General features: G+C 56.8%; 15 protein-coding genes. 12 read left to right on the plus strand and 3 right to left on the minus strand.

Annotation, left to right across the window (positions count from 1 at the left end):
- Positions 1-47 precede the first annotated feature (47 nt).
- The 4 genes from NI000_RS17650 to NI000_RS17665 all read left to right on the plus strand — a co-directional run bounded on the left by NI000_RS17650 (position 48) and on the right by NI000_RS17665 (position 4,011).
- Positions 48-1,385, plus strand: a complete 1,338-nt coding sequence (locus tag NI000_RS17650; RefSeq protein ID WP_253412786.1) for an ABC transporter substrate-binding protein — start codon at positions 48-50, stop codon at positions 1,383-1,385.
- 64 nt (positions 1,386-1,449) lie between these two features.
- Complete coding sequence (locus NI000_RS17655; RefSeq protein ID WP_253412940.1) at positions 1,450-2,331, plus strand: carbohydrate ABC transporter permease; 882 nt, start codon at positions 1,450-1,452, stop codon at positions 2,329-2,331.
- A 2-nt stretch (positions 2,332-2,333) separates the two neighbouring features.
- The gene (locus tag NI000_RS17660; protein WP_253412788.1) at positions 2,334-3,164 is read left to right on the plus strand and encodes a carbohydrate ABC transporter permease; all 831 of its coding nucleotides are present in this window, start codon (positions 2,334-2,336) and stop codon (positions 3,162-3,164) included.
- 25 nt (positions 3,165-3,189) lie between these two features.
- Entirely contained in the window at positions 3,190-4,011 is an 822-nt protein-coding gene (locus NI000_RS17665; RefSeq protein ID WP_253412790.1) for a PfkB family carbohydrate kinase, read from the plus strand.
- Positions 4,012-4,284: 273 nt separating this feature from the next.
- Here the strand turns inward: NI000_RS17665 and NI000_RS17670 are convergent, their stop codons facing one another.
- Entirely contained in the window at positions 4,285-5,055 is a 771-nt protein-coding gene (locus NI000_RS17670) for a GntR family transcriptional regulator (RefSeq protein WP_253412792.1), read from the minus strand.
- Between the two features lie 217 nt (positions 5,056-5,272).
- Between NI000_RS17670 and NI000_RS17675 the strand changes: the two genes are divergently transcribed.
- Entirely contained in the window at positions 5,273-5,875 is a 603-nt protein-coding gene (locus NI000_RS17675) for a nitroreductase family protein (protein WP_253412794.1), read from the plus strand.
- A 26-nt stretch (positions 5,876-5,901) separates the two neighbouring features.
- Here NI000_RS17675 and NI000_RS17680 read toward each other — a convergent pair whose 3' ends face one another.
- A complete protein-coding gene (locus NI000_RS17680) occupies positions 5,902-6,825 on the minus strand; it encodes a helix-turn-helix domain-containing protein (protein WP_253412796.1) in 924 nt (307 codons plus the stop codon).
- A gap of 158 nt (positions 6,826-6,983) precedes the next feature.
- Here NI000_RS17680 and NI000_RS17685 point away from each other — a divergent pair, with 158 nt between their 5' ends.
- Positions 6,984-8,105 (plus strand): Gfo/Idh/MocA family protein, encoded by a 1,122-nt coding sequence (locus NI000_RS17685; RefSeq protein WP_253412798.1) that lies wholly within the window; start codon positions 6,984-6,986, stop codon positions 8,103-8,105.
- A 4-nt stretch (positions 8,106-8,109) separates the two neighbouring features.
- Here the strand turns inward: NI000_RS17685 and NI000_RS17690 are convergent, their stop codons facing one another.
- Positions 8,110-9,006, minus strand: coding sequence for a hypothetical protein (locus NI000_RS17690; RefSeq protein ID WP_253412800.1), 897 nt, complete (start codon positions 9,004-9,006; stop codon positions 8,110-8,112).
- A 156-nt stretch (positions 9,007-9,162) separates the two neighbouring features.
- Between NI000_RS17690 and gnd the strand changes: the two genes are divergently transcribed.
- The 6 genes from gnd to addA all read left to right on the plus strand — a co-directional run bounded on the left by gnd (position 9,163) and on the right by addA (position 21,838).
- Positions 9,163-10,062: a phosphogluconate dehydrogenase (NAD(+)-dependent, decarboxylating) gene (gnd, locus tag NI000_RS17695; protein ID WP_253412802.1), complete on the plus strand. Its 900-nt coding sequence runs from the start codon at positions 9,163-9,165 to the stop codon at positions 10,060-10,062.
- A gap of 111 nt (positions 10,063-10,173) precedes the next feature.
- Positions 10,174-10,845: a GntR family transcriptional regulator gene (locus NI000_RS17700; RefSeq protein WP_253412804.1), complete on the plus strand. Its 672-nt coding sequence runs from the start codon at positions 10,174-10,176 to the stop codon at positions 10,843-10,845.
- A 135-nt stretch (positions 10,846-10,980) separates the two neighbouring features.
- Entirely contained in the window at positions 10,981-12,342 is a 1,362-nt protein-coding gene (locus NI000_RS17705) for a GntP family permease (RefSeq protein ID WP_253412806.1), read from the plus strand.
- A gap of 35 nt (positions 12,343-12,377) precedes the next feature.
- On the plus strand, positions 12,378-13,907 hold the full coding sequence (gntK, locus tag NI000_RS17710) for a gluconokinase (protein WP_253412808.1): 1,530 nt from the start codon (positions 12,378-12,380) through the stop codon (positions 13,905-13,907).
- Between the two features lie 249 nt (positions 13,908-14,156).
- Positions 14,157-17,837 (plus strand): helicase-exonuclease AddAB subunit AddB, encoded by a 3,681-nt coding sequence (gene addB / locus NI000_RS17715; RefSeq protein ID WP_253412810.1) that lies wholly within the window; start codon positions 14,157-14,159, stop codon positions 17,835-17,837.
- Positions 17,834-21,838: a helicase-exonuclease AddAB subunit AddA gene (gene addA, locus NI000_RS17720; protein WP_253412811.1), complete on the plus strand. Its 4,005-nt coding sequence runs from the start codon at positions 17,834-17,836 to the stop codon at positions 21,836-21,838. Before addB ends, addA begins: the two co-directional genes overlap by 4 nt.
- Positions 21,839-21,958: the final 120 nt, after the last annotated feature.

Below are 21,958 nucleotides of genomic sequence, written 5' to 3' on the forward strand. Positions count from 1 at the left end.
GCTCGGGTCCGGGCTGCACGGGATCCATAATTACAGGGGGGAAAGCCATGAAAAGAACTTTATCGGTGATGGGCAGTCTGCTTCTGGCCGCCGGCGTTTTGTCCGGGTGCGCCCAATCGTCCGCCGACAGCTCGACTGCTTCTGGGAATAAAGCGAGCGGGCAGGAGAAAGCGGACTCCTCCAAAAAACAAGTGACGCTTAAGCTGTTTCACCGCTGGCCCAAGGAGCCTGAAAAAACTTATTTTGAAAGCGTTGTCAAAGAATTCGAGAAGCAAAATCCGAACATCAAGATCCAGCTTGAATCGGTGCTTAACGACTCTTATAAGGAAAAAATCAGGGTGCTTCTCGGTACGAACGAGCCTCCAGACATTTTCTTTACGTGGAGCGGGGAATTTGCTTACAAGTTTATTCGTGGTCAAAAAGCGCTCGATTTGACGCCTTATTTATCCAGGGATCAAGATTGGTCGAACCGGCTGGTTGCTTCGCAGGTTGCGCCTTTTGCACTGGACGGCAAGACGTACGGCGTCCCTATGACGATGGATGGCAAAACGTTCTTTTACAATAAAGATATTTTTAAGAAATTGAACCTTGCCGTTCCGAAAACGTGGGATGAATTGATTTCGGTACTGGACGCGCTCAAGAAAAACAATTATACGCCGATCGCATTCGGCAACAAAGCGCCATGGGCCGTATCGCATTACATCGGCACGCTGAACCAGAAGATGGTGGACGAAAAGACGCTGCAAAAAGACTACAACCGGGCGACCGGTACGTTCGAAGACCCTGCTTATGTCACCGCTCTTGAAAAGCTGAATCAGCTGAGCGGCTATTTCAACAAAAATGTTAATTCGCTGGAGCATCAGTTTGCGCGACAAATGTTTATTGACGGCAAGGCGGCGATCGCTTATCTCCAGACGGCGGAAATTCGTTTGGTCGAACCGAACATCAAGTTCGAGCTCGGGTTTATGGATTTCCCGCAGCCGGACGGGGGGAAAGGCAATCCGAACTACATGACCGGAGGTCCGGAAGGCTTTATGATCTCGTCCGGCACGCAGCACCCCGAGGAAGCGGTGGCCTTCCTGAAGTTTCTCACCTCCAAGGAAATGGGCGAGAAGTTGGTCAAAGACGTAGGCTTTTTCAGCGCCGTCAAAGGGGCCGTCAATTCGGGCAATTCGACGAAGGCCATGCAGGACGCCGCGGCTCAGATCATCAATGCGGAAAACACGGCGCTGTGGCTTGATACCGCGCTAGACAGTAAAATTGTCGATACGTATTTAAACGGAGTCCAACTGATGCTTAACGGGGAAGGCACCCCGCAGGACGTTATCCGGGAAGTCCAGAAGGCGGCGAAAGCCGTCAGGGAAGCCGCAAGCAGCGGACAATGAGCTACTTCAGCGGCGGAGTTTCCGGGCTTCGCCGCCTCCTTCTCGCAAACTTAGGGGGGATGAAATTTTGCGCCAAAAACCTATAACGCCGTACTTGTACCTGGCAGCGCCATTCTTGGTTTTGCTCACCTTTATTTATTACCCGATCATCCGCAACATCCAGTACAGCTTTTACCGCTGGAACGCGTTCTCCCCAGATATGGCATACATCGGGCTGCAAAATTACACCGATTTGTTTCACGATCCGCTGCTGTATTCGGCCTTGGCCAACAATGTCTGGTATGCCGTTATCTCGGTCGTCTGCCAAGTCGGGGGCGGGCTGGTCGTTGCCGCGATTCTTGAGGACCGGGCGATCCGGCGGTGGGCCCCGTTTTTCCGCACCGTGTACTTTTTGCCGGTGATCATCTCCATTACGGTTATCGCTCTGCTGTTCGATTTCATTTACAATCCAGAGGTCGGGCTGCTCAACGGATTTCTGAAGGCCGTCGGCCTGGAAAGCTGGTCGCACGCCTGGCTGGGCGAAAGCGGCACCGCGATGTTCTCTGTCATCGCCGTCTCGCAATGGCAGAGCGTCGGCTATGTCGCAATGCTGTTCATCGTCGCCATTCAGAAAATACCGGGCGAGCTGTATGAAGCGGCAGAGATCGACGGGGCCGGCCGGTGGCGGATGTTTGTCAGCGTGACGCTTCCGCAGGTGAAGGAAATGGCGTTCGTCACGACGACGGTGACGCTGACCCAGGCGTTCACGGTATTTAACGAGCCGTATATTTTGACGGGCGGAGGACCGGGGCATGCATCTGAGGTGCTCGGAACGCTTTTGTATAAAACCGCCTTCGTGAAAGATTTGATGGGGTACGCTTCCTCGATCGCCGTCTTTATGATGATCGTGACACTGGCGATCTCGCTCCTGCAGATGAAATTATTCCGGTCTGGAGAGGAGGCCTGACGATGAGTCGAAAATCGTTGAGCGGGACGGTAGCGTTGTATTATGTGCTTCTGATCGTTTATTTCGCCGTGATCGCTTATCCGCTGCTCTGGATGCTCATCAATTCGTTCCGCGAGTCGGGGGAGATTTTCGGCAACAGCTGGGGGCTTCCGAAAACGTGGCTGTTCAGCAACTACGCGACGGCGTGGCATTCCGGCATCTCCGACTACTTCCTGAACAGCGTATTTGTCACGGCGATCGTTTGCTTGCTGGTCGTGTTTCTCAGCGCGCTCGGTGCGTTCGGCATCTCCAGGTTCGAGTTTAAAGGGAAGTCGCTTTTGTTGATCTTATGCTTGGGCGGCTTGATGCTGTCGCCGCAGGTCAGCTTAATTCCGTTATATAAGCTGATTCAAGCGTTGGGTCTGCACAATACGCACTGGGCGCTCATTCTGCCATATGCCGCGTATCGCATACCGCTGTCGCTTTTGCTTGTCCGCTCGTTTTTCCTCTCGGTCCCCAAAGAATTCGAGGAAGCGGCTTATATGGACGGCAGCAGCACCTTCGGCATTTTTATGCGTATTTTCATCCCGCTCAGTGTGCCGATTTTGTTCACGGTTGTCATTTTGACGGCGTACTTTGCGTGGAACGAATTTATGTTTGCCATCGTATTTATCGACAGCGAACGGCTGAAGACGATTCCGGCCGGACTGATGCAGTTCCGGGACATGCTGCAGACGGATTGGGGCGTGCTGCTGGCCGGACTGATGATTTCGGCTCTGCCCGTCATCGTTTTGTTTTTGTCGATGCAGCGGTTTTTTATCCGGGGCTTGGCGGCCGGCGGAGTGAAAGGGTAATCGGGAGAAGGAGAGGGGAACGAAGATGAAACTAATCGGAGTGGGAGATAACGTCGTTGACTTTTTTATGGACCGGGGAGAAATGTTTCCGGGAGGGAACGCTCTTAACGTTGCGGTGCTCAGCAAAAGGTGCGGCGCCGAGCAATGCGCGTATATGGGTATCATTGGTAACGATGAAGCCGGAGATCACGTGCTGCGCAGTCTCACAGCGGAAGGCATCGATGTATCGCACATTCGCAGAGCCTACGGGCCGAACGGACTGGCCGTCGTCGCGCTCGATGAGCAGGGAGACCGCAGGTTCGTCCGGTCGAACAAAGGCGGCGTCCAGAAGTCGATGACGCTCCGATTCACAGAGGAAGATCTGGCCTATTTCGGGCAGTTCGATGTGCTGCATACGAGCGTTTACAGCTATGTGGAGAGGGACCTGCCTTTGCTTAGCGGATATGCGGATCTTTCCTTCGACTTCTCGACGAAGCGGGACCCGGATTATTTAAGAAACGTATGCCCGAATCTCAAATATGCGTTTTTCTCCGGAAGCGATCTGTCCGAGGCGGAATGCGGGAAGTTGATTGCTGACGTACATGCGTGCGGAACTCCGGTGGTTGGGGTCACGAGAGGCGGTCAAGGGGCTATGTTCTCTTCCGGGGGAAGGCTGTGTAAGCAGGCGATCGCGGAAGAGAACGTCGTGGACACGCTGGGAGCGGGAGACTCATTTATCGCGGCGTTCCTGACGGCATACGGGAGCGGTGCGGAGATGCAAGAAGCGCTGCGCTTCGCGGCCGAGGCGGCTGCGAAAACTTGTGCCCATTACGGCGCATTCGGGTATGGCGTTCCATATAAGGAATAAAGCCACTATGACAGTGGCTAGAGTGTTGAGAAACCTTGGAAGTAGAAAAACTCAGACAAATAGAGGTGGGGTATATCCCGTAAGAGTTTACGTCCGCCTGAAACCCGTGAAAATACCGCAAATTCTAATCAAATTCATGGGTTTCAAGAGCGGCTGGAGGGATATACCCCACCGGCGTATGCAGAGAGTTTTCTACGCGAAGCGGGTTTCTCAACAAGCTCAAGCCACTATTGAAGTGGCTTTTTTGGCGTACTGCCGAAGACGCTTGTCCGGTCAAGTATGCTTGGGCTGGACCTTTTTGCCCCCCGCGTTCGGCAGGGCGGAGCTGTTGATCGTGAACGTCGCTTTGTGCGCCGGCAATTGCAAGGTAGACGTATGGATCGGCCTGTTCCCCGCATCGAAAGCCAATTTGAAAATATCGAACAGTGCGGCGCCCTGCTCGCATTTGAGCAGCTCCGCTTCCGCTTGGGTCGCATAGATGACATTCAGTACCTTGGCGTTGCTCGTCGGTACGATGTCATATCTTCTTTTTAAAATTTCATAGGTCGATACGGATTCCGTAATGTACTGCTCCAGTGCGGGAAACAGGCTGAGTGGGTAGTGCGTTGTGTCGATGAAAAACGGATCGTCGTTCACGTACAACAATCGCTTCAAGCGCAGCAGCGGTTCGTCGGCAGGCACGTTCAGGTAATGAGCGAGCTCGGCGTTAGCTTTGACCGTGCCGCATGATAAAATTTGGGACTTGGGCGTTTCGCCCGAGGTCATGATGAACTCGGAAAAGCCGTCGGCTGCGAGTAGCTCCCGTTCGATCTTGAATTCCTTCACAAACGTGCCTTTGCCTTGCTTGCGCTGCAAAATGCCTTCGTCCACCAGATCCAGAATGGCTCGGCGTGCCGTAATCCGGCTTACCTCGTAGATGTCGCAAAGATCCGACTCGGACGGCAGCTGCTGTCCGGGCTTGTAGGTTCCGCGATGAATTTCCTCTTTGATCATTTGCTTGAGTTGAACGTAAAGCGGGTTGGAGCTTTCGTTATTTAATTTCATGTACAGCCACCTTGATTGTCAGGTTATAAAATATAAACACACTCGTTCCATTATAACGTATTATAACGTCATGGTACAACCCGTGAGGACGAGCTTTGCATGATCCCGGCACGGCATGTCCGACGTCCATGGCCGATTTGACGGCGGGGAGGCCGTTGTATTATGATCCTTGCGTTAGCGTCTCTTTCATAAAGATGATTTCGGAGGTGCCGATCTGATGAATTCGAACATGTCGTTAACCGAGGCGATTCGCGGCCGGAGAAGCGTAGGGCGCGTCAAGAGCGATCCGATCGCGCGGGAAGTGATTGAGCAGCTGCTGGAAGCGGGCAATTGGGCGCCAAGCCACCATGCGACCGAGCCCTGGCGCTTTTATGTGATGACCGGTGGCGGCCGACAATCGTTGGCTGACGCGTATGCAGATATTGCGGCCGAAGGAGCCGAAGGCGTGTCCGGGCAAGAGCTGGAGGAGCTGCGGGCGAAGCAGGCGGCAAAAGCGTTCCGTGCGCCGGTGGTGATCGCCGTTGCCGTATCTCCGTCCACAGCGAAAGGGGTCAGCCGCATCGAGGAGTTTGCCGCAGCGCACGCCGCCGTGCAAAATATGCTGCTGATGGCGCATGCGCTCGGACTCGGGACGATCTGGCGGACTGGGGAGCCGGCTTATCATCCGCGGATGAAGCAGGCGTTCGGTCTCGGCGAAGCCGATGCGATCGTAGGACTGGTGTACGTCGGCATTCCGGAGACGACGCCATCCGAAGGCAAACGCCGTCCGGCTGCGGACAAAACGGTATGGATGACCGGCGAGGCCGACAGCAAGCTGTGATCTGCTTCCAACTGCCGCCGCAGGGGCTATTCCGAATCCGTCTGACTTCGTGCTTTGACGGACCGGGCGTATTCGGAAGGGCTCATGCCGGCCGATTTTTTGAACGCTTTGGAAAAATAATGCGGCCCGCTGAAGCCCAGCATCGCGGCAATTTCGGAAAAGTTGTACGTCTTCTCCCGAATCAGCGATTTGGCCCGGCCGATCTTTAATTGATTGTAATAAGCCATGACGGACAGCCCGGTCTGGCGCTTGAATTGTTCTTTCAGCCGGGTTTTGGCCACATGCAGCGCCTCGCTGATTTCCCCGAGCGACACGTTCCCTTCCACATGCTCCTCCAAGTAACCGATGACCCTTCGGGCTAAAGCTTCGTTGTCCTTTTCCCTTGCCGTAAACGAAAGCGGCTTGTTCGTCTCCGTATGTCCCAGCCTGCGCAGGAGGCGGATCAAAAACGTCTGCAAATACAGCTGAATCAGCTGCTCGCTTCCGACAGGCGCGTCCTGCCGTCGTTTGAGCGGGTACCGAAACGGGAACTCGAACGCATGCTTTCCCTCCTTGACGATCTCCGCCAGAAGATTCCGCTCCGTATCCTCCAGGTGGACAATTTGCCGCGCAAACCGCTTCATGGCTTCGGACCGGCAGTCGAACGTCAAGACGACAATGTTCGGAGCGGTGCCTTCACAGGCGTAAAAGCTGTGAAATTCGTCAGGTTCATGAAACACGACCATCCCCTGACGAAGCCGGTGCTGTGTCGTGCCCGCCGTTACCTCCACCTCGCCCTTGTCGACATAAACCAATTCCCAGAAATCGTGCTGCTCGCCCGGGAAAACATAGTTTTTGGCAAATTCGAAATAGTACATCGTGATGATGTTGTCGATGACAATCGTCTGTTTTAAACGCGTTCGTTGATAGCTCATCCGGTCCTTCGTCTCCTGCTCCATTCTTACCTCCATCATACCTTGGCTCCGGGCTTCTGAAAAGCGGCCCACGTGTTCAGGGACGGGCTCATTTTGCAAAAAATGCGGCTTCGAAGACAAAGCCACGGCCGCTCCGGCTTTCTATAATGGGGGTGAACCCATTACATACGGATTGCTTGGAGGAGGAGTCAGACATGAGATTGGCTGTCATTGGCTATGGAGCGAGAATACGCGGGGTGTTGAAATATGTGCAGCAGGCCAACCCCGAATGCAAGGTTACGGCGGTTGTCGACATCCGCAAGGACAAGGCGCTGAGCGGTACGGAAGGTTCGGGCGATATCCGGCTGTTCGAGACGCCCGAGGAGATGCTTGAGCAGGAGAAGCCGGACGGCGTTCTGATCGGCACCCGTTGCTCCTTGCATACGGAAATGGCCCTGAAGGTGCTGCCGAGCGGAATTCCGCTCTATCTCGAAAAGCCGGTCGCTACGACGATGGAGGATGCGCTGCGCTTGAAGCACGGCTTCGAGACCTGTCCGTCGCCGGTCATCGTTTCTTTCCCGCTGCGCGTCACGTCGATCGTGAAGCTGGTGAAGGAGATCATCGATTCTGGCAAAATCGGGACGGTCGAGCATGTCCAAGCGGTCAATAACGTTCCGTACGGCGGAGTCTATTTTCACAATTGGTACCGGGACGAGAACGAAACGGGGGGCCTGTTTTTGCAGAAGGCGACCCACGATTTCGACTATATTAACCACGTGCTCGGGCTTCGTCCGGTCAGCGTCTGCGCGATGACGTCCAAGCAAATTTTCAAGGGCACGAAGCCTGCGGGGCTTAGGTGCGTCGATTGCGAGGAAAACAAAACGTGCGCCGAGAGCACGGTCGGTACGCCGATGGAGCAGGAATGGCCTTACTGCGCTTTTGCCGAAGATACGGGCAACGAAGACTCGGGCAGCGCATTGATCCGTTACGAGACCGGGATGCATGTATCGTACTCGCAAAACTTTTTCGCCCGGCAAAAAGCGGGCTCCCGCGGCGCGCGTTTTCTCGGCTACAAAGGGACGGTCGAATTCGACTTTACGACCGGTATCGTCAAGGTATTCATGCATCACACGCCGCGGGTGGAAACGTATGAGATCGACGCGGCGGAAGATCATTTTGGCGGCGACGCGGCGCTTGCGGAAAATTACGTCAATATGATCCGCGGCACCGAGGAGTCGATCAGCACGCTGGACGACGGTTTGCTTAGCGCGCTCCTTTGCCTGAAAGCGCGGGAGTCGGCGCTCACCGGCACGTTCCAGACGGTCGACTGGACGTAGCGGACTAAAGGGCTTCGCCGGATGGTTCCGGAGGCAGCCGTTTCAGCAACTGCTTGCGGGCCCGGGCGGCGGCTCTGCGGACCGCAGGCGACACATCCTGCTCCAGCTTGGCGAAGCCGGGCGCGAGCAGGTCCCAATGCTCAGCCGCTGCAGCGGAAGCGTACATAATCGTCGCGTGGATGCGGACCGCTTCGTTCGCGCTGGCGATCCATACGTCAAGCCGTGCAGCCGTTTTCTCCGGATACGAAGCGAGAAGCCCCTCACCGAGTGTGAGCGGGCTTTTTGCTTTTCCGGCGGAGACCGGGGCGCCCGACATCAGCTGCTCGGTCAAATCCAGCAGCGGCCGGCTCCATGCCGGGTTGCGGGTTTTGGCCGCGATCCGGACGGCGTGGGCAACGGCTGCGATCTCGTGCGGCAGAGGCGAGGCGGACCATGCGGCTAGCTGCGGATAAAACGCGGGAAATTGCTTGACCAGCAACGTTCCGCAGGCTTCGCCCGTCCAGCGCCGGACGGTGGCGTGCGGGCTTCCGGCCAAGAAGCGCAACCGTTCGGCCGTCTCGTCGGGAGCGGCTGTGTAATGGCCGGATAATAGAAAGACGGCAAGCTCCTGCGCCGTTTCGTCCCCGGATTGCGCAAGTCCGGAAGCCAGGCGGACGAGCCGCTTCGGATCGGGTAACGCGGCTTCGATCACTTGCAGCGCTTGGTGCTTGACGGCGCGCGCTTGTTTATCGGGCAACGTGCCGAGGACCGGGCCCAGAGCAGCCGTTAAGGCGGAAGCCGAGCCGCGGGAGGCGGCGTCCGCCGCATCGCGCTTCCAGTCTTGTTCGGCAAGCGGCATCATATCAAATTCCTCCATTTCAAACGTTACGTTGTTATATCTTACCACGATATTACCAAACATACGTTCTGTGGGCAAGGCATTTGTTCCGAAATTCGACACTCTCAAGGCATAGAAGAGAGCAATTCGCAGTTTACAGACAAGCGGGATAGAGGTATATTATTTTTGAGTACATGAATACTTGTATACAAGTGTACAATATTTGTCGAGGTGATAATGATGAAGCTAGGGATGATCGGACTGGGGAAAATGGGATTCAACCTCGTGCAAAATTTGCTTCAACAGCAGCATGAGGTGGTGGTGTACGACGTTAACCCCGAACCGGGAAAGAAATTGCAAGAAGGTGGCGCAGAGCTTTCCGCTTCCGTCAACGAGCTGGTAGAGAAGCTGGAAGCTCCCCGCATCGTCTGGATTATGGTTCCCGCCGGTCCGATTGTGGATCAGGTGATCGACACGCTTGGTCCGCTGCTGGAGCAAGGAGATATCGTGATTGACGGCGGGAACTCTCACTACAAGCAATCGGTGGCCCGGGCGGATAAGCTGAAGGAGCGGGGCGTCCATTTTTTCGACGTGGGAACATCGGGAGGCACAGAGGGCGCGGCCCATGGCGGCTGCTTCATGATTGGCGGCGACCAAGACGCGTTTGCAACCATTGAACCGCTGTTTCAAGGCATCGCAGTCGACAAAGGCTATCTGTATGCCGGCGGTCACGGCAGCGGGCATTTTCTCAAGATGGTCCATAACGGCATCGAGTACGGCATGATGCAATCGATTGCAGAAGGCTTCGAAATTTTATCGAAGAGCCAATTCGATTTCAATTACGAAGAGGTTGCGCGGGTGTGGGCGAACGGTTCGGTGATTCGGGGATGGCTGATGGAGCTGACCCAAAACGCGTTTTCCAAAGATCCCAAGCTGGAAGGGATACGGGGAATCATGAAAAGCTCCGGAGAAGGAAAATGGACAGTTCAGACGGCGCTCGATATGGAAATCAGTACGCCTGTCATCGCATTGTCCCTGTTGATGCGGTACCGGTCCATGGAAGACGATACGTTCCACGGCAAGGTGGTGGCCGCTCTGCGCAATGAATTCGGCGGTCATGAAGTCGTAAGAAATTCGTAAGATCGATTTTCCTGATGGATTCGTTTCGTAACTATGTGATAAAATCTAGAAATACTTGTTTACGTTACCTTATCGCAGTTATTGAAAACGGTCTGTATGGGAGAGTTGTTCATGCGTTATCCTGCTGCATGGTTACAAGGGTTGTCTTTGGGAGAAAGTATGGCTTGCGAATTAAGATTGCAAATTATCGCCGGGAACATTAAGCCGGGCGAAGTCATATCGGAAAATAAGGTGGCCGCGGAATTCGGAACAAGCCGGTCGCCGGTCAGGGAAGCGTTGAAAACGTTGTCAAACGAAGGTCTCATTCGTCTGGAAAGAATGGGCGCCGTCGTGAACGGTCTGAGCTCACAGGATGTCGAAGAGTTGTATGACGTTCGGTTTTTGATCGAGAGCTTTGCGCAGCAGCGGTTGGCCGAAGGAAATCATGAGGCGCTGCTCGCCAATTTGAAACGGAACATCGACAAGATGGAATTGGCGATGAAGCATCGCGATATCGAGGAATTTTCGTATCTGGACTTTTCCTTTCACGAATCGATCATTGTGGAGGCCAAGCATGCAAGGATCTTGCATTTGTGGAAAAGCATCCACCAAATCGTACTGACCGTCATGTACCTTACGACGGCGGAGGTGTTCTCCAAAGGCGAGAACAAACTCAAGTCCGTCATCGATAAGCACCGGTCGATTGTGGCCGGGCTCGAATCGAAGGACGTCACCGTCATTCAATCCGTCGTTCAGCAATATTTTGCGGATTCGCACAAAACGCTTCATAGCAGGTTTCCTTAACAGGCCGCTGCTATGCAGGCTTTTCACTGCCGTACTTGTCGACAAGTATACATGTATAAATTCATTGCCGTGCTATAAATTGGGCATACTCTGGATACCGAACCATGCTCGCATGAATAATAAGGAGAGCTGCTTATGAATCGAATTTTTGGTCTTGATCACAACCTGACCTTGATCATTTGGGCGTTACTTGCCATTGTTTTTCTTGTCGTTCTGATCGCCAGATTCAAATGGAATCCTTTTGTGACGCTTTTGATTTCTTCGCTGCTATTAGGTTTTTTGGCCGGTATGAAACCTGAGGACATCATTAAAGCGGTTACAGGTGGGCTTGGCGGCACGCTCGGAACGATTGCGATCGTCATCGGGCTCGGAACAATGCTGGGCAAAATGATGGCGGAGTCCGGAGGAGCCGAGCGGATCGCGACGACGCTGATCGACCGGTTCGGTGAAAAACGCGTTCACTGGGCGATGATGGTCGTCGGATTTATTGTAGGGATTCCTGTGTTTTTCGAGGTTGGGGTCATCCTGTTGATTCCTATCGTATTTATCGTGGCGCGCAAGACGAAAATGTCGCTCTTGCAAATCGGCATTCCGCTGCTGGCCGGGCTTTCCACCGTGCATGGGCTTGTTCCGCCTCATCCGGCGCCGATGATTGCCATCGCCGCTTATAATGCCGATCTGGGGAAGACGATTCTGTACTCCATTCTGGTCGGGCTGCCGACGGCCGTTATTGCCGGCCCTCTGTTCGGCAAATTTATCGGCAAACGCTTAGCGGTAGAGCCGCCGGCTGACCTGGCTGAGCAATTCGCGGCGAAGGATAACCGCGGCCTTCCCGGGTTTGGGATCACGCTGTTCACAATTTTATTGCCCGTCCTTCTCATGCTGATCGGATCGATCGCCACCATCATCGACCCGAAAGCGACGAGCGGCCTCACCCGGTTTAGCACATTTATCGGGCATGAAATTATCGCCCTGCTCATCGCGGTCGTCTTCTCCTTCTTCTCGCTTGGCTTTGCGAGGGGCTTTAAGAAAGAGGACATTTCCCGCTTTGCCAGCGAGTGCTTGGCCCCGACCGCGACGATCATTCTGATCATTGGGGCCGGCGGAGCCTTTAAACAGGTATTGATTAACAGCGGAGTAGGCGGCGCTATTGCCGCGATGGCCACTCAGGCGCATGTGAACATTATCTTTTTCGCATGGTTTGTCGCCGCTCTCATTCGTGTCGCGACAGGGTCGGCCACGGTTGCCATGACGACAGCCGCGGGCATCGTCGCTCCCGTCCTTGTGCTGAATCCAGGAGTGAATGTAGAGCTTGTCGTGCTGGCTACGGGCGCAGGATCGCTTGTATTGTCCCACGTGAATGACGCGGGCTTTTGGATGGTGAAGGAATTTTTTAACATGAGCGTATCGCAAACTTTAAAATCATGGACGGCGATGGAGACGATTTTATCCGTGGTGGGACTGATCTTCATTCTTCTCCTGAGCGCCGTGGTTTAAGAAAGAGGGTTATTTCATTGAGCCAGCCTGCCTATATGATTGGCGTTGACATCGGAACGACCAGCACGAAAGCTGTCTTATTCGAGGAGAGCGGGAAAGTGGTCACCAAGGCGGACGAGGAATACCCTTTGTATATGCCTACTTCGTCTATAGCCGAGCAGGACCCGGACCGCATCTTCCGCGCAGTGATCCAAACGTTGAAGCGCGTAATGGCGCAAAGCGCCGCGAGGCCGGAGCAAGTCCTGTTTGTCTCCTTCAGCTCGGCCATGCACAGCGTCATCGTGGTTGATGCCGAAGGCAAGCCGCTAACGCGCTGCATCACCTGGGGGGATAACCGAAGCGCCGCCTGGGCGGAACGCTTGAAGCGGGACATGAACGGGCATGAGATCTATTTGCGAACGGGGACGCCCATCCATCCGATGTCGCCGCTTTCCAAGCTGCTATGGCTTCGCCACGATCATCAGGTGCTGTTTCAAAACGCCGGCAAATTCATCTCGATCAAGGAATATGTGTTTGCCAAGCTGTTCGACGAATACGTGGTCGACTATTCCATCGCCTCGGCGACCGGTCTAATGAATTTGCAGAAGCTGGACTGGGACGAGGAAGCGCTGGACGTTGCCGGAGTATCGAGAAATCAACTGTCCAGACTTGTCCCGACGACGTATGCGCTGAAAGGAATGAAAGCCGTTTTCGCGGAAGAGACGGGCCTTGCCGGGTCGACCCCATTTATTGTCGGCGCGAGCGACGGCGTGCTTTCCAACCTTGGCATGAATGCGATCGAGCCCGGGATTGTGGCGGCGACCATCGGCACGAGCGGCGCGATCCGCACCGTGATTGACCAGCCTTCAACCGATCCGAAGGGGAGAATCTTCTGCTATGCCCTGACGGAAAAGCACTGGGTCATCGGCGGAGCGGTCAACAATGGCGGTATGCTGTTCCGGTGGGCGAGGGACGAGTTTGCCGCATCGGAGGTCGAAACGGCCAAACGTCTTGGAATTGACGCCTACGATCTGTTGACGAAAATTGTGGAGAAGGTCAGTCCGGGCTCCGACGGCTTGATCTTCCATCCTTATATGACCGGGGAACGTGCTCCTTTATGGAATGCGAATGCAAGAGGCTCGTTTTTCGGCTTGACGATGCACCATCGCAAAGAGCATATGATCCGAGCCGTGCTGGAAGGGGTTATTTTTAATCTGTACACCGTCTTGCTGGCGATGGGGGAGCGGATCGGACGGCCCAAAAAAATTCATGCTACCGGCGGCTTTGCCCGCTCCTCTCTGTGGCGCCAGATCATGGCGGATATTTTCGACCAGGAAGTGGTCGTCCCCCAAAGCTTCGAAAGTTCTTGTCTCGGAGCCGTCGTGCTTGGCTTATACGCGACGGGGAGAGTGGATTCGCTGCATATCGTTTCCCGGATGGTCGGCGCAACGCATGTGCATAAGCCGATACTAGAGCATGCCGAAATCTACCATGAGCTTCTGCCCATCTACATTAAAATCGCGAGAAACATGGAGGAGGAATACGAGGCGATCGCCCGTTTTCAGCAAAAGCGGGAACGTTTCTAGAAAGCTTCAAGCTTCAATCACGCGGAAAAAGCCGGGAAAAGCGCGCTGTCCTGCAGCGTAGTTCTTTTCCCGGTTTTTTCCTATTCTGCCGAGCCGATACCGCAGCCAAAGGATAAGCCGGGGCGGAACGAGTGTTCCGGTGTATTCGATTGTGCTATACTATACCAAAACCTGTCTTTTCCGCAATGTCCGACATTTTGGTAGAATAGTAGAGTTACGTGAATCGAAGCGAAATTTGGAGGAGCGACTATGGCTTTTCAATTTGTGCTCGGCCGTGCGGGCAGCGGCAAAACGACGTTTTGCCTGAACGCGATCAAACAAAAGCTGCTGGAGCAGCCGGACGGTGCGCCGCTGATCTGGCTCGTGCCGGAGCAGGCCAGCTTTCAGACAGAATATGCGCTTGTGTCCTCCCCGGAGCTCGGAGGCACGCTGCGCGCTCAAGTGCTCAGCTTCCGGCGGCTTGCTTGGCGCGTCATGCAGGAGGTGGGCGGCACCTCGCGCCTGCCGATCGATGAAACAGGCAAAAAACTGCTGCTTCACCGCATTTTACATAAACAAAAAGAACGTCTCCGCCGTTTTCAAGCGTCGGCGGGACAAACGGGCTTTCTGGATAAACTGAACGAACTGTTTTCGGAGTTGAAACGGTACTGTATCAGCCCCGATCAGCTCGAGCAGTTTTATTCGTCGCGCTTCGTTTCCGGCGGCGATGCTTCCGGCACGCTTCCGGACAAGCTGCACGATTTGCAGCTTCTGTACGGCGAATTCGAGACCGAATTGTCCAAGCTGTACCTGGACGGGGAGGATTATTTGACGCTGCTGACCCGCCAGGTCGGCGAATCGGCGTATTTACGGGGCGCGGAAATATGGGTCGACGGGTTTCACGGATTTACGCCTCAGGAGCTTGCCGTCCTGGAGCAGCTTGCTCTGTATGCCGGGCGAGTCACGATGACGCTCTGCTTGAACCGTCCGTACGTTGGCGGGGAGCAGCCGCACGAGCTGGACTTGTTCCATCCGACAGCCCGGACGATGAAGATGCTGCGGGAGCGGCTGGATGCCTTGGAGGTGGAAACCGAAGCCTCGATCATCCTGCCGTCTTCGCCTCCGGCAAGGTTCCGGGATACGCCGTCGCTCGGATTTTTGGAGGCGCAATGGGAGGAGCGGGTGAAAAAGCCTTACCGACCCGAGCCGGGGGATAACCGGCAGCCGGCCGTTCGCATATCGGCGGCGGCCAGCCGCAGGGCGGAGGTGGAGGCGCTGGCCCGGGACGTCGTCAAGCTCGTCCGCGACGAAGGGCTCAGATGGCGGGACATCGCCGTGTCGGTCCGCAACATGGAATCGTATGGCGAGCTGATCTCGGGCACGTTTGCCGACTATGGCATCCCGCACTTTTTGGATCATAAGCGGCCGGTTGTTCATCACCCGCTCGTCGAATTGATTCGCTCTGCGCTCGAAACGGTCAACCATTATTGGAAATACGAAGCGGTCTTCCGCGCGGTCAAAACCGGATTTTTCCTGCCGTTCGGCGAGGAAAGAGAGCGGGAGGACGGTTTGATCATCGACCGGCATGCGATGGACCAGCTCGAAAACTATGTGCTGGCGTTCGGCATTCAAGGACACAAATGGATGAAGGATTGGACGTATTCGTACCGGACCACGCTCGAGCAGGACGAGACGCAGGCGAGCGAGGCGGACGAGGCGTTTCTGCGCAAGCTCAACGCCTGCCGCAGGCTGGTGGCCGAACCGCTAGGGGCGCTGCAGGAGCGCATGCGCTGGAAAGCGACGGTGCTTCAGCGGGTGGAGGCGCTGTACGGCCTGCTGGAGCAGCTTCGGGTGCCGGAGCGGTTGGAGGCTTGGAGCCAGGCGTCCCTCGCGCAGGGACAGGCGGAGAAAGCGCGGGAGCATGCCCAAGTATGGGAGCGGGTCGTCGATATGTTCGATCAGCTCGCGGAGCTGATGGGAGACGAGACGATGACGCCGGAAACGTTCGCGGAGCTGGTGGACACGGGACTTGAAAGCATCAAGCTCGGCCATGTCCCGCCCACCCTCGATCAGGTGCTGGTCGGCAGCATGGACCGGACCCGTTCCGGCCAGATCAAGCACATGTTCGTGCTTGGCGTGAGCGAGGGGGTCATGCCTGCCAAAATGCCTGAAAGCGGCGTCTTGTCGGAAGCGGAGCGCGAGCAGTTGGCCGGAAACGGGCTGCAAACCGCCGAAGGGAGCCGGAGACGGCTGCTTGATGAGTCGTTCCTGATCTACTGCGCGTTTTGCGCGCCTTCGCACGGATTATGGCTCAGCTATCCGCTGGCCGATGAGGAAGGAAGATCACTTCTGCCTTCGGACGTGATCCGGCAGGTGAAGCGGATGTTTCCGTCGCTGCAGGAGCGGCTGCTGTTGAACGATCCGGCCCCGGACAGCCACGCCGGCGAACAAATGGAGTACGTCGCCCGCCCGGACAAAGCCTTGTCCTTACTGATGGTACAGCTAAAGCAGTGGATGAACGGAGCTCCAATGAATCCCGTTTGGTGGTCGGTGTACAACTGGTTCACTCGCCAGCCCGAACAAACTCTGGAGCTGTCGCGGATGGTGCAGGCGCTGCTCTATTCGAACCGGGCGAAGGAATTGAGCGCCGAAACGAGCCGCGAACTGTACGGGGAAAGCATCCAGACGAGCGTATCCCGGATGGAGCGCTTCGTCGCGTGTCCGTTTTCCCAGTTCGTCTCCCACGGACTGCGGTTGAAGGAACGCCGCATCTTTCGCTTGGAAGCGCCTGATATCGGGCAGCTGTTTCACGCCGCATTGACCAAGTTTGCGGAGGAGACGGAGCGCGAAGGGTTCGACTGGGGCAGCTTGTCGGCTGCGGAATGCGAGCAGCGGGCGGCGCTTGTCGTCGACGCGCTTGCGCCGAGGCTGCAGGGCGAAATTTTGCTCAGCTCCAAACGGTATTCCTATATTGCGCGGAAACTCAAGCAGGTGATCGGACGGGCGGCGCTGATGTTGGGCGAGCACGCCCGGCGGGGACAGTTCCGGCCGATCGGACTGGAGGTCGGCTTCGGGAGCGGACAGCCGATTCCGCCGCTGCTTTACGATTTGGACAACGGCGTGCGCATGGAGCTGAGGGGAAGAATCGACCGGATCGACCGGGCGGATACCGAGCAAGGAACGCTGCTGCGGGTGATCGACTACAAGTCGAGCTCCAAGGCGCTGAATATGACCGAAGTGTATTACGGGTTATCGCTGCAAATGCTCACGTATTTGGACGTCATTCTGACGCATGCGCCGATCTGGCTCGGTCACGAAGCGCAGCCGGCGGGCGTTTTGTACTTTCATGTACATAATCCGGTGTTGAACGCAAGAAACGGGCTTTCTGTCCAAGAGATCGACAGCGAATTGAAGAAGCGGTTCAAAATGAGAGGGCTGCTTCGCGCCGACGCGGATACGATCCGGCTGATGGACGGAGGGCTGGCGGAAGCCGGAGGACATTCCGACCTGCTGCCGGTAGCGCTCAAGACGGACGGCAGCTTCTATAAAACGTCGTCGGTCGCCTCCGAAGAACAGTGGAACACCGTTCGGCGGTACGTCAAGCGGACGATCCGCGAGATCGGGACGTCGCTGACGGACGGCACCATCGAGATTGCGCCTTACCGGATGGGGCAAGCGACGGCCTGTACGATGTGCGCGTACCGCTCCGTATGCCAATTCGACACGCAGCTCGACGGCAATGCGTACAAGCAGCTTACGCCGATCGGCAAAGACCGGGTATGGGAAATGATGGAGCAAAAGGCTGCTTCCGCTCCCCGTTCCGCCGGAACGGCTTACCGGCCGCGCGCCGCTGCGAAACGGCCGGCTGCGGATGAGAGCCGGATAGCGGACCCGGAGAAAGATAACGTCCCGGAAGAGCCGGATAACGAGAATGGAGGGAACGAACAATGACGGAAACGATGCCGAAGCCGGAGAACAGCACCTGGACGGACGAGCAATGGCAGGCCATCGCCGTCCGCGGCCGTTCCACGCTCGTGGCCGCCGCCGCGGGCTCCGGGAAAACGGCCGTGCTGGTCGAGCGGATTATCCGCCGCATTTCGGACGAACGCGAGCCGCTCGACGTAGACCGGCTGCTGGTCGCTACGTTCACCAAGGCGGCGGCAGCGGAAATGCGCCACCGGATCAGTGAGGCGCTGGAGAAGGCGCTGGCGGACAATCCGGGCTCGGATCACCTGCGCAAGCAGCTTGCGCTGATGCCACAGGCGTCGATTACGACGCTGCACTCCTTTTGTATGGAGGTCATTCAACGGCATTACCAGCGGATCGGACTCGATCCGAACTTCAGAATCGCCAATGAAACGGAAAGCGCGCTGATGCGGCAGGATTTGCTGGGGGAGCTGCTGGAGGAGCGGTACGGCGAAGCAGGAGAAGGCGATTTGTTCTGGCGGCTGGCGGATTCGTTCAGCGGGGATAAAAACGACGATGCGCTGTTCTCGCTGGTACAGCGGCTGTATGACGATTCGCGGAGCCATCCGTGGCCGGAGCATTGGCTGAACGAGTGCGTCCGCATGTTCGAGCGGCCCGTCGCTTCCGGCGACAACCCGTGGCTGGCAAGCTTGCTTGCGTATGTCCGCTTGGAGCTGCAGGCTATGGCGTCGCGGCTTCGGGAAGCGGTACGGATCGCAGAGCAGCCTGGAGGACCGGCGCCGTATTTGACCAATCTTCAAGATGACGGCGCGGTCGTCGGGGAGCTGCTGGAGCTGGCTGAAGCCGGTTCGTGGGAACCGCTGTATCAAGCGTTTCAAGGCGCAGCTTTCGGCAAGTTGAAGGCTTGCCGGGGGGACGGCTTCGACAAAGCGCTTCAGGAGCAAGTGAAGGACATGCGGGGCGAGGTCAAAGACCGGCTGAGCGAGCTGAAGGAAGAATTGTTCAGACGGACGCCGGAACAGTACGAGGCGGAGCTGCGGACAATGCGGCCGATCATGGATGCGCTCGTCGGCTTGGTGATCGATTTCGGCGAGCGGTACCGGACGGCCAAAATGAGCAAGCGGCTCGTCGATTTTGCGGACCTGGAACATTTTTGCCTGAAAATCCTCAGCGCCGACGAATCGCTGCCCGGGAGCCCCATTCCTTCCGACGCAGCGCTGGAATACCGCGAGCAGTTCGCCGAGGTGCTGCTGGACGAGTATCAAGATACGAACCGCGTCCAGGAAGCGATAGTCCAACTGATCGCCAAGGACGCGCCAGGTAACCGGTTTATGGTCGGGGACGTAAAACAAAGCATCTACCGGTTTCGTTTGGCGGAGCCGGGCTTATTCCAGGAGAAGTATAAAAGCTACCGTACCGACGGCGATGGGCCGGGGAGGCGCATCGATCTGGCGCGCAACTTCCGCAGCCGCCGTCAAGTGGTAGACGGCACGAATTTTATTTTCCGCCAGCTGATGCACGGAGACGTCGGCGAGATCGACTATGACGAGCGGGCGGAGCTCGTTTACGGCGCGGGCTATCCCGAGCCGCCGAACGCAAGCGGCGCATTGGCAGCCGAACTTGTACTGATCGACCGGACGCCGCAGGATGCCGATGCGCCGGGAGAGACCGCCGGGGATTCTCCGGAAGGCTTTGCCGCCGGGACGGAGGATCGGGCGGACGAAGCGGCAGCCGAGGTGCGCGAGCTGGAGACGGTACAGCTCGAAGCGCGGTATATTGCGCGGCAAATCCGCGAAATGATGGGGATGGACGGCGGAAGGCGCCGGCAGGTATTCGACAAATCCGCTAAAGGCATGCGCGACGCCCAGTTCCGGGACATCGTCGTTTTGCTGCGGGCGACGCAGCAGTGGGCGCCTGTCATGATCGAGGAGCTGCGGCAGCAGGGCATTCCCGCTTACGCAGAGCTGAGCACCGGATATTTTACAGCCGTTGAAGTGCAAATGGTATTGTCGCTGCTTAAAGTGATCGACAATCCGTATCAGGACATCCCGCTGGCATCCGTGCTGCGTTCCCCGATCGTGGGGCTCGACGCAGAGGAATTGGCGCATATCCGCATATGCCGTCCGCACGGGGCGTACTTCGACGCCGTGAGGGCCTACGCGCCGAGAGAGGCCGCGAATTCCGAACCGGGCCGCGGAGTAGCCGGGGCCGCCGAAACGTTTGCGACATACGAAGCCACCGAGGAGGACCCGGCCTGCGAGAGCGGCGGAACGGTGGACGAATTTCAGCGGAACCCGGAAACGCGGCGCAAGCTGCGGACATTTCTCGATTGGCTCGGGCAGTGGCGCTTGGAATCGCAGCAAAGCTCGCTGGCCGATTTAATTTGGGATATTTACCGGAAAACCGGCTATTTTGATTTTGTCGGCGCCATGCCCGGCGGTCCGCAGCGGCAGGCCAATTTGAGGGCGCTTTACGACCGGGCGCGGCAATATGAAGAGACGTCGTTTCGCGGGCTGTTCCGGTTTTTGCGTTTTGTCGAACGGATGCAGGACAGCGGCGGCGACATGGGAACGGCGCGGGCGCTTGGCGAGCAGGAGGACGTCGTCCGCATCATGACGATCCATAAAAGTAAAGGATTGGAATTTCCCGTCGTCTTCGTCGCGGGGATGGCTAAGACGTTCAACCGGCGGGATTTGACGGACAGCTTTTTGCTGCATAAGGAGCTTGGGTTCGGGCCGAAGCTGATGGAGACGGAAACGAGAGTCAGTTATCCGACCTTGCCGTGGCTGGCGATCCGGCGCAAAATCGAAATGGAGATGCTGGCCGAAGAAATACGCGTGCTGTATGTAGCGCTGACCCGGGCGCGGGAGAAGCTTATCTTGATCGGGTCGGTCAAAAATTTGCAGAAGCAGTTGGACGCGTGGGGACGGTTTGTCCTGCATGATCGGCTGACGCTGCCGGACGACACGCTGGCGGGCGCACGCTGTTATTTGGATTGGATTGGTCCGGCGATGATCCGGCACCCTGACGTGGAACCACTTCGGGAAGCGGCAGGACTGGACTATCGGCTCTGGCCGTTTATGGACGGCGAGCCCTCCGAATGGCAGGTGCGCCTGTTGAGGCCGGAGCTGTTCGCGGGGATGTCCCAAGCTGCAGCGGCGGTGAGCTTTGCTGATCCCCGCTGGCAGTCGGTGGTCCGGCTGGAGCCGGTCGACGAAACGGAGCGCTGGGAGCACGAAGTGTGGCGGCGCTTGTCCTGGAGCTACCCCCGGGAGGATGCGACGCTGGTGCTGTCCAAAACGTCCGTTACGGAGCTGAAGCGGCATTCGGAGCACCGGAAGCTGCTTGAGCTGCTGTCGGACGAGCCGTCTGCGGCATTGTGGCCGGGAATCGGGACGGAGTCCGGAGAACCGGTAACGGAAGAGAGGTCCGGGCGGGGAGCCGATGGCGCGGCTTTTCACAAAGTGATTGTCCGAAGACCGCGGTTTATGGAGCGAAGCGGGCCGAATGCGGCAGAGCGCGGAACGGTGTTTCATACCGTGATGCAGCATATGCCGATGGATCGCCTCCCTTCGGAATCCGACGTCCGCGAGCTGCTGGCCTCTCTGGTGCAGCGGGAGCTGCTTACGGAGGAGCAATGCGGTCTGGTCGACCCTGCGGTGATCGTGACGTTCTTTGAAAGCGAGCTGGGACGGCGTTTGCTTCACGCCGAGCGGGTGCATCGGGAAACGCCGTTCAGCTTCGGGCTGCCTGCACGAGACGTCTATGGCGCGGAACGGGGCGGGTTGTCGGATGAGACGGTGATGCTGCAGGGCGTGATCGACTGTCTGATCGACGAAGGCGACGGCCTCTTGCTGGTGGATTTCAAGACGGACCGGTTAAAAGGCGCTTCTCCGCTTCGGGCGGCGGAAAAATACCGGCTGCAGCTTGACTTGTACGCCAAAGCCGTCGAGACGATTTGGAAGCGGCCGGTAACCGGAAAATATATCTTTTTATTCGATGGCGCTCATGTGGTGCAGCTGTGAATGAAGTAAGAAATGAGGCAGACGCCTGGGATGAGCGGGTGTCGACTATGGAAGCGGAGTAAAGCATAGCTTGGCTTAGGCCAAGTGTTACCCCGTGGCGACGCTATTAGGGAAGGAAAG

Source organism: Paenibacillus tyrphae (assembly GCF_024158745.1).
GTDB classification, from domain to species: Bacteria; Bacillota; Bacilli; order Paenibacillales; family NBRC-103111; genus Paenibacillus_G; species Paenibacillus_G tyrfis_A.

Coding starts and splice junctions, on each gene's coding strand:
- NI000_RS17650 (WP_253412786.1), top strand. CDS start 48: ATGAAAAGAACTTTATCGGTGATGGGCAGTCTGCTTCTGGCCGCCGGC.
- NI000_RS17660 (WP_253412788.1), top strand. CDS start 2,334: ATGAGTCGAAAATCGTTGAGCGGGACGGTAGCGTTGTATTATGTGCTT.
- NI000_RS17665 (WP_253412790.1), top strand. CDS start 3,190: ATGAAACTAATCGGAGTGGGAGATAACGTCGTTGACTTTTTTATGGAC.
- NI000_RS17670 (WP_253412792.1), bottom strand. CDS start 5,055: ATGAAATTAAATAACGAAAGCTCCAACCCGCTTTACGTTCAACTCAAG.
- NI000_RS17675 (WP_253412794.1), top strand. CDS start 5,273: ATGAATTCGAACATGTCGTTAACCGAGGCGATTCGCGGCCGGAGAAGC.
- NI000_RS17680 (WP_253412796.1), bottom strand. CDS start 6,825: ATGGAGGTAAGAATGGAGCAGGAGACGAAGGACCGGATGAGCTATCAA.
- NI000_RS17685 (WP_253412798.1), top strand. CDS start 6,984: ATGAGATTGGCTGTCATTGGCTATGGAGCGAGAATACGCGGGGTGTTG.
- NI000_RS17690 (WP_253412800.1), bottom strand. CDS start 9,006: ATGTTTGGTAATATCGTGGTAAGATATAACAACGTAACGTTTGAAATG.
- gnd (WP_253412802.1), top strand. CDS start 9,163: ATGAAGCTAGGGATGATCGGACTGGGGAAAATGGGATTCAACCTCGTG.
- NI000_RS17700 (WP_253412804.1), top strand. CDS start 10,174: ATGCGTTATCCTGCTGCATGGTTACAAGGGTTGTCTTTGGGAGAAAGT.
- NI000_RS17705 (WP_253412806.1), top strand. CDS start 10,981: ATGAATCGAATTTTTGGTCTTGATCACAACCTGACCTTGATCATTTGG.
- gntK (WP_253412808.1), top strand. CDS start 12,378: ATGATTGGCGTTGACATCGGAACGACCAGCACGAAAGCTGTCTTATTC.
- addB (WP_253412810.1), top strand. CDS start 14,157: ATGGCTTTTCAATTTGTGCTCGGCCGTGCGGGCAGCGGCAAAACGACG.
- addA (WP_253412811.1), top strand. CDS start 17,834: ATGACGGAAACGATGCCGAAGCCGGAGAACAGCACCTGGACGGACGAG.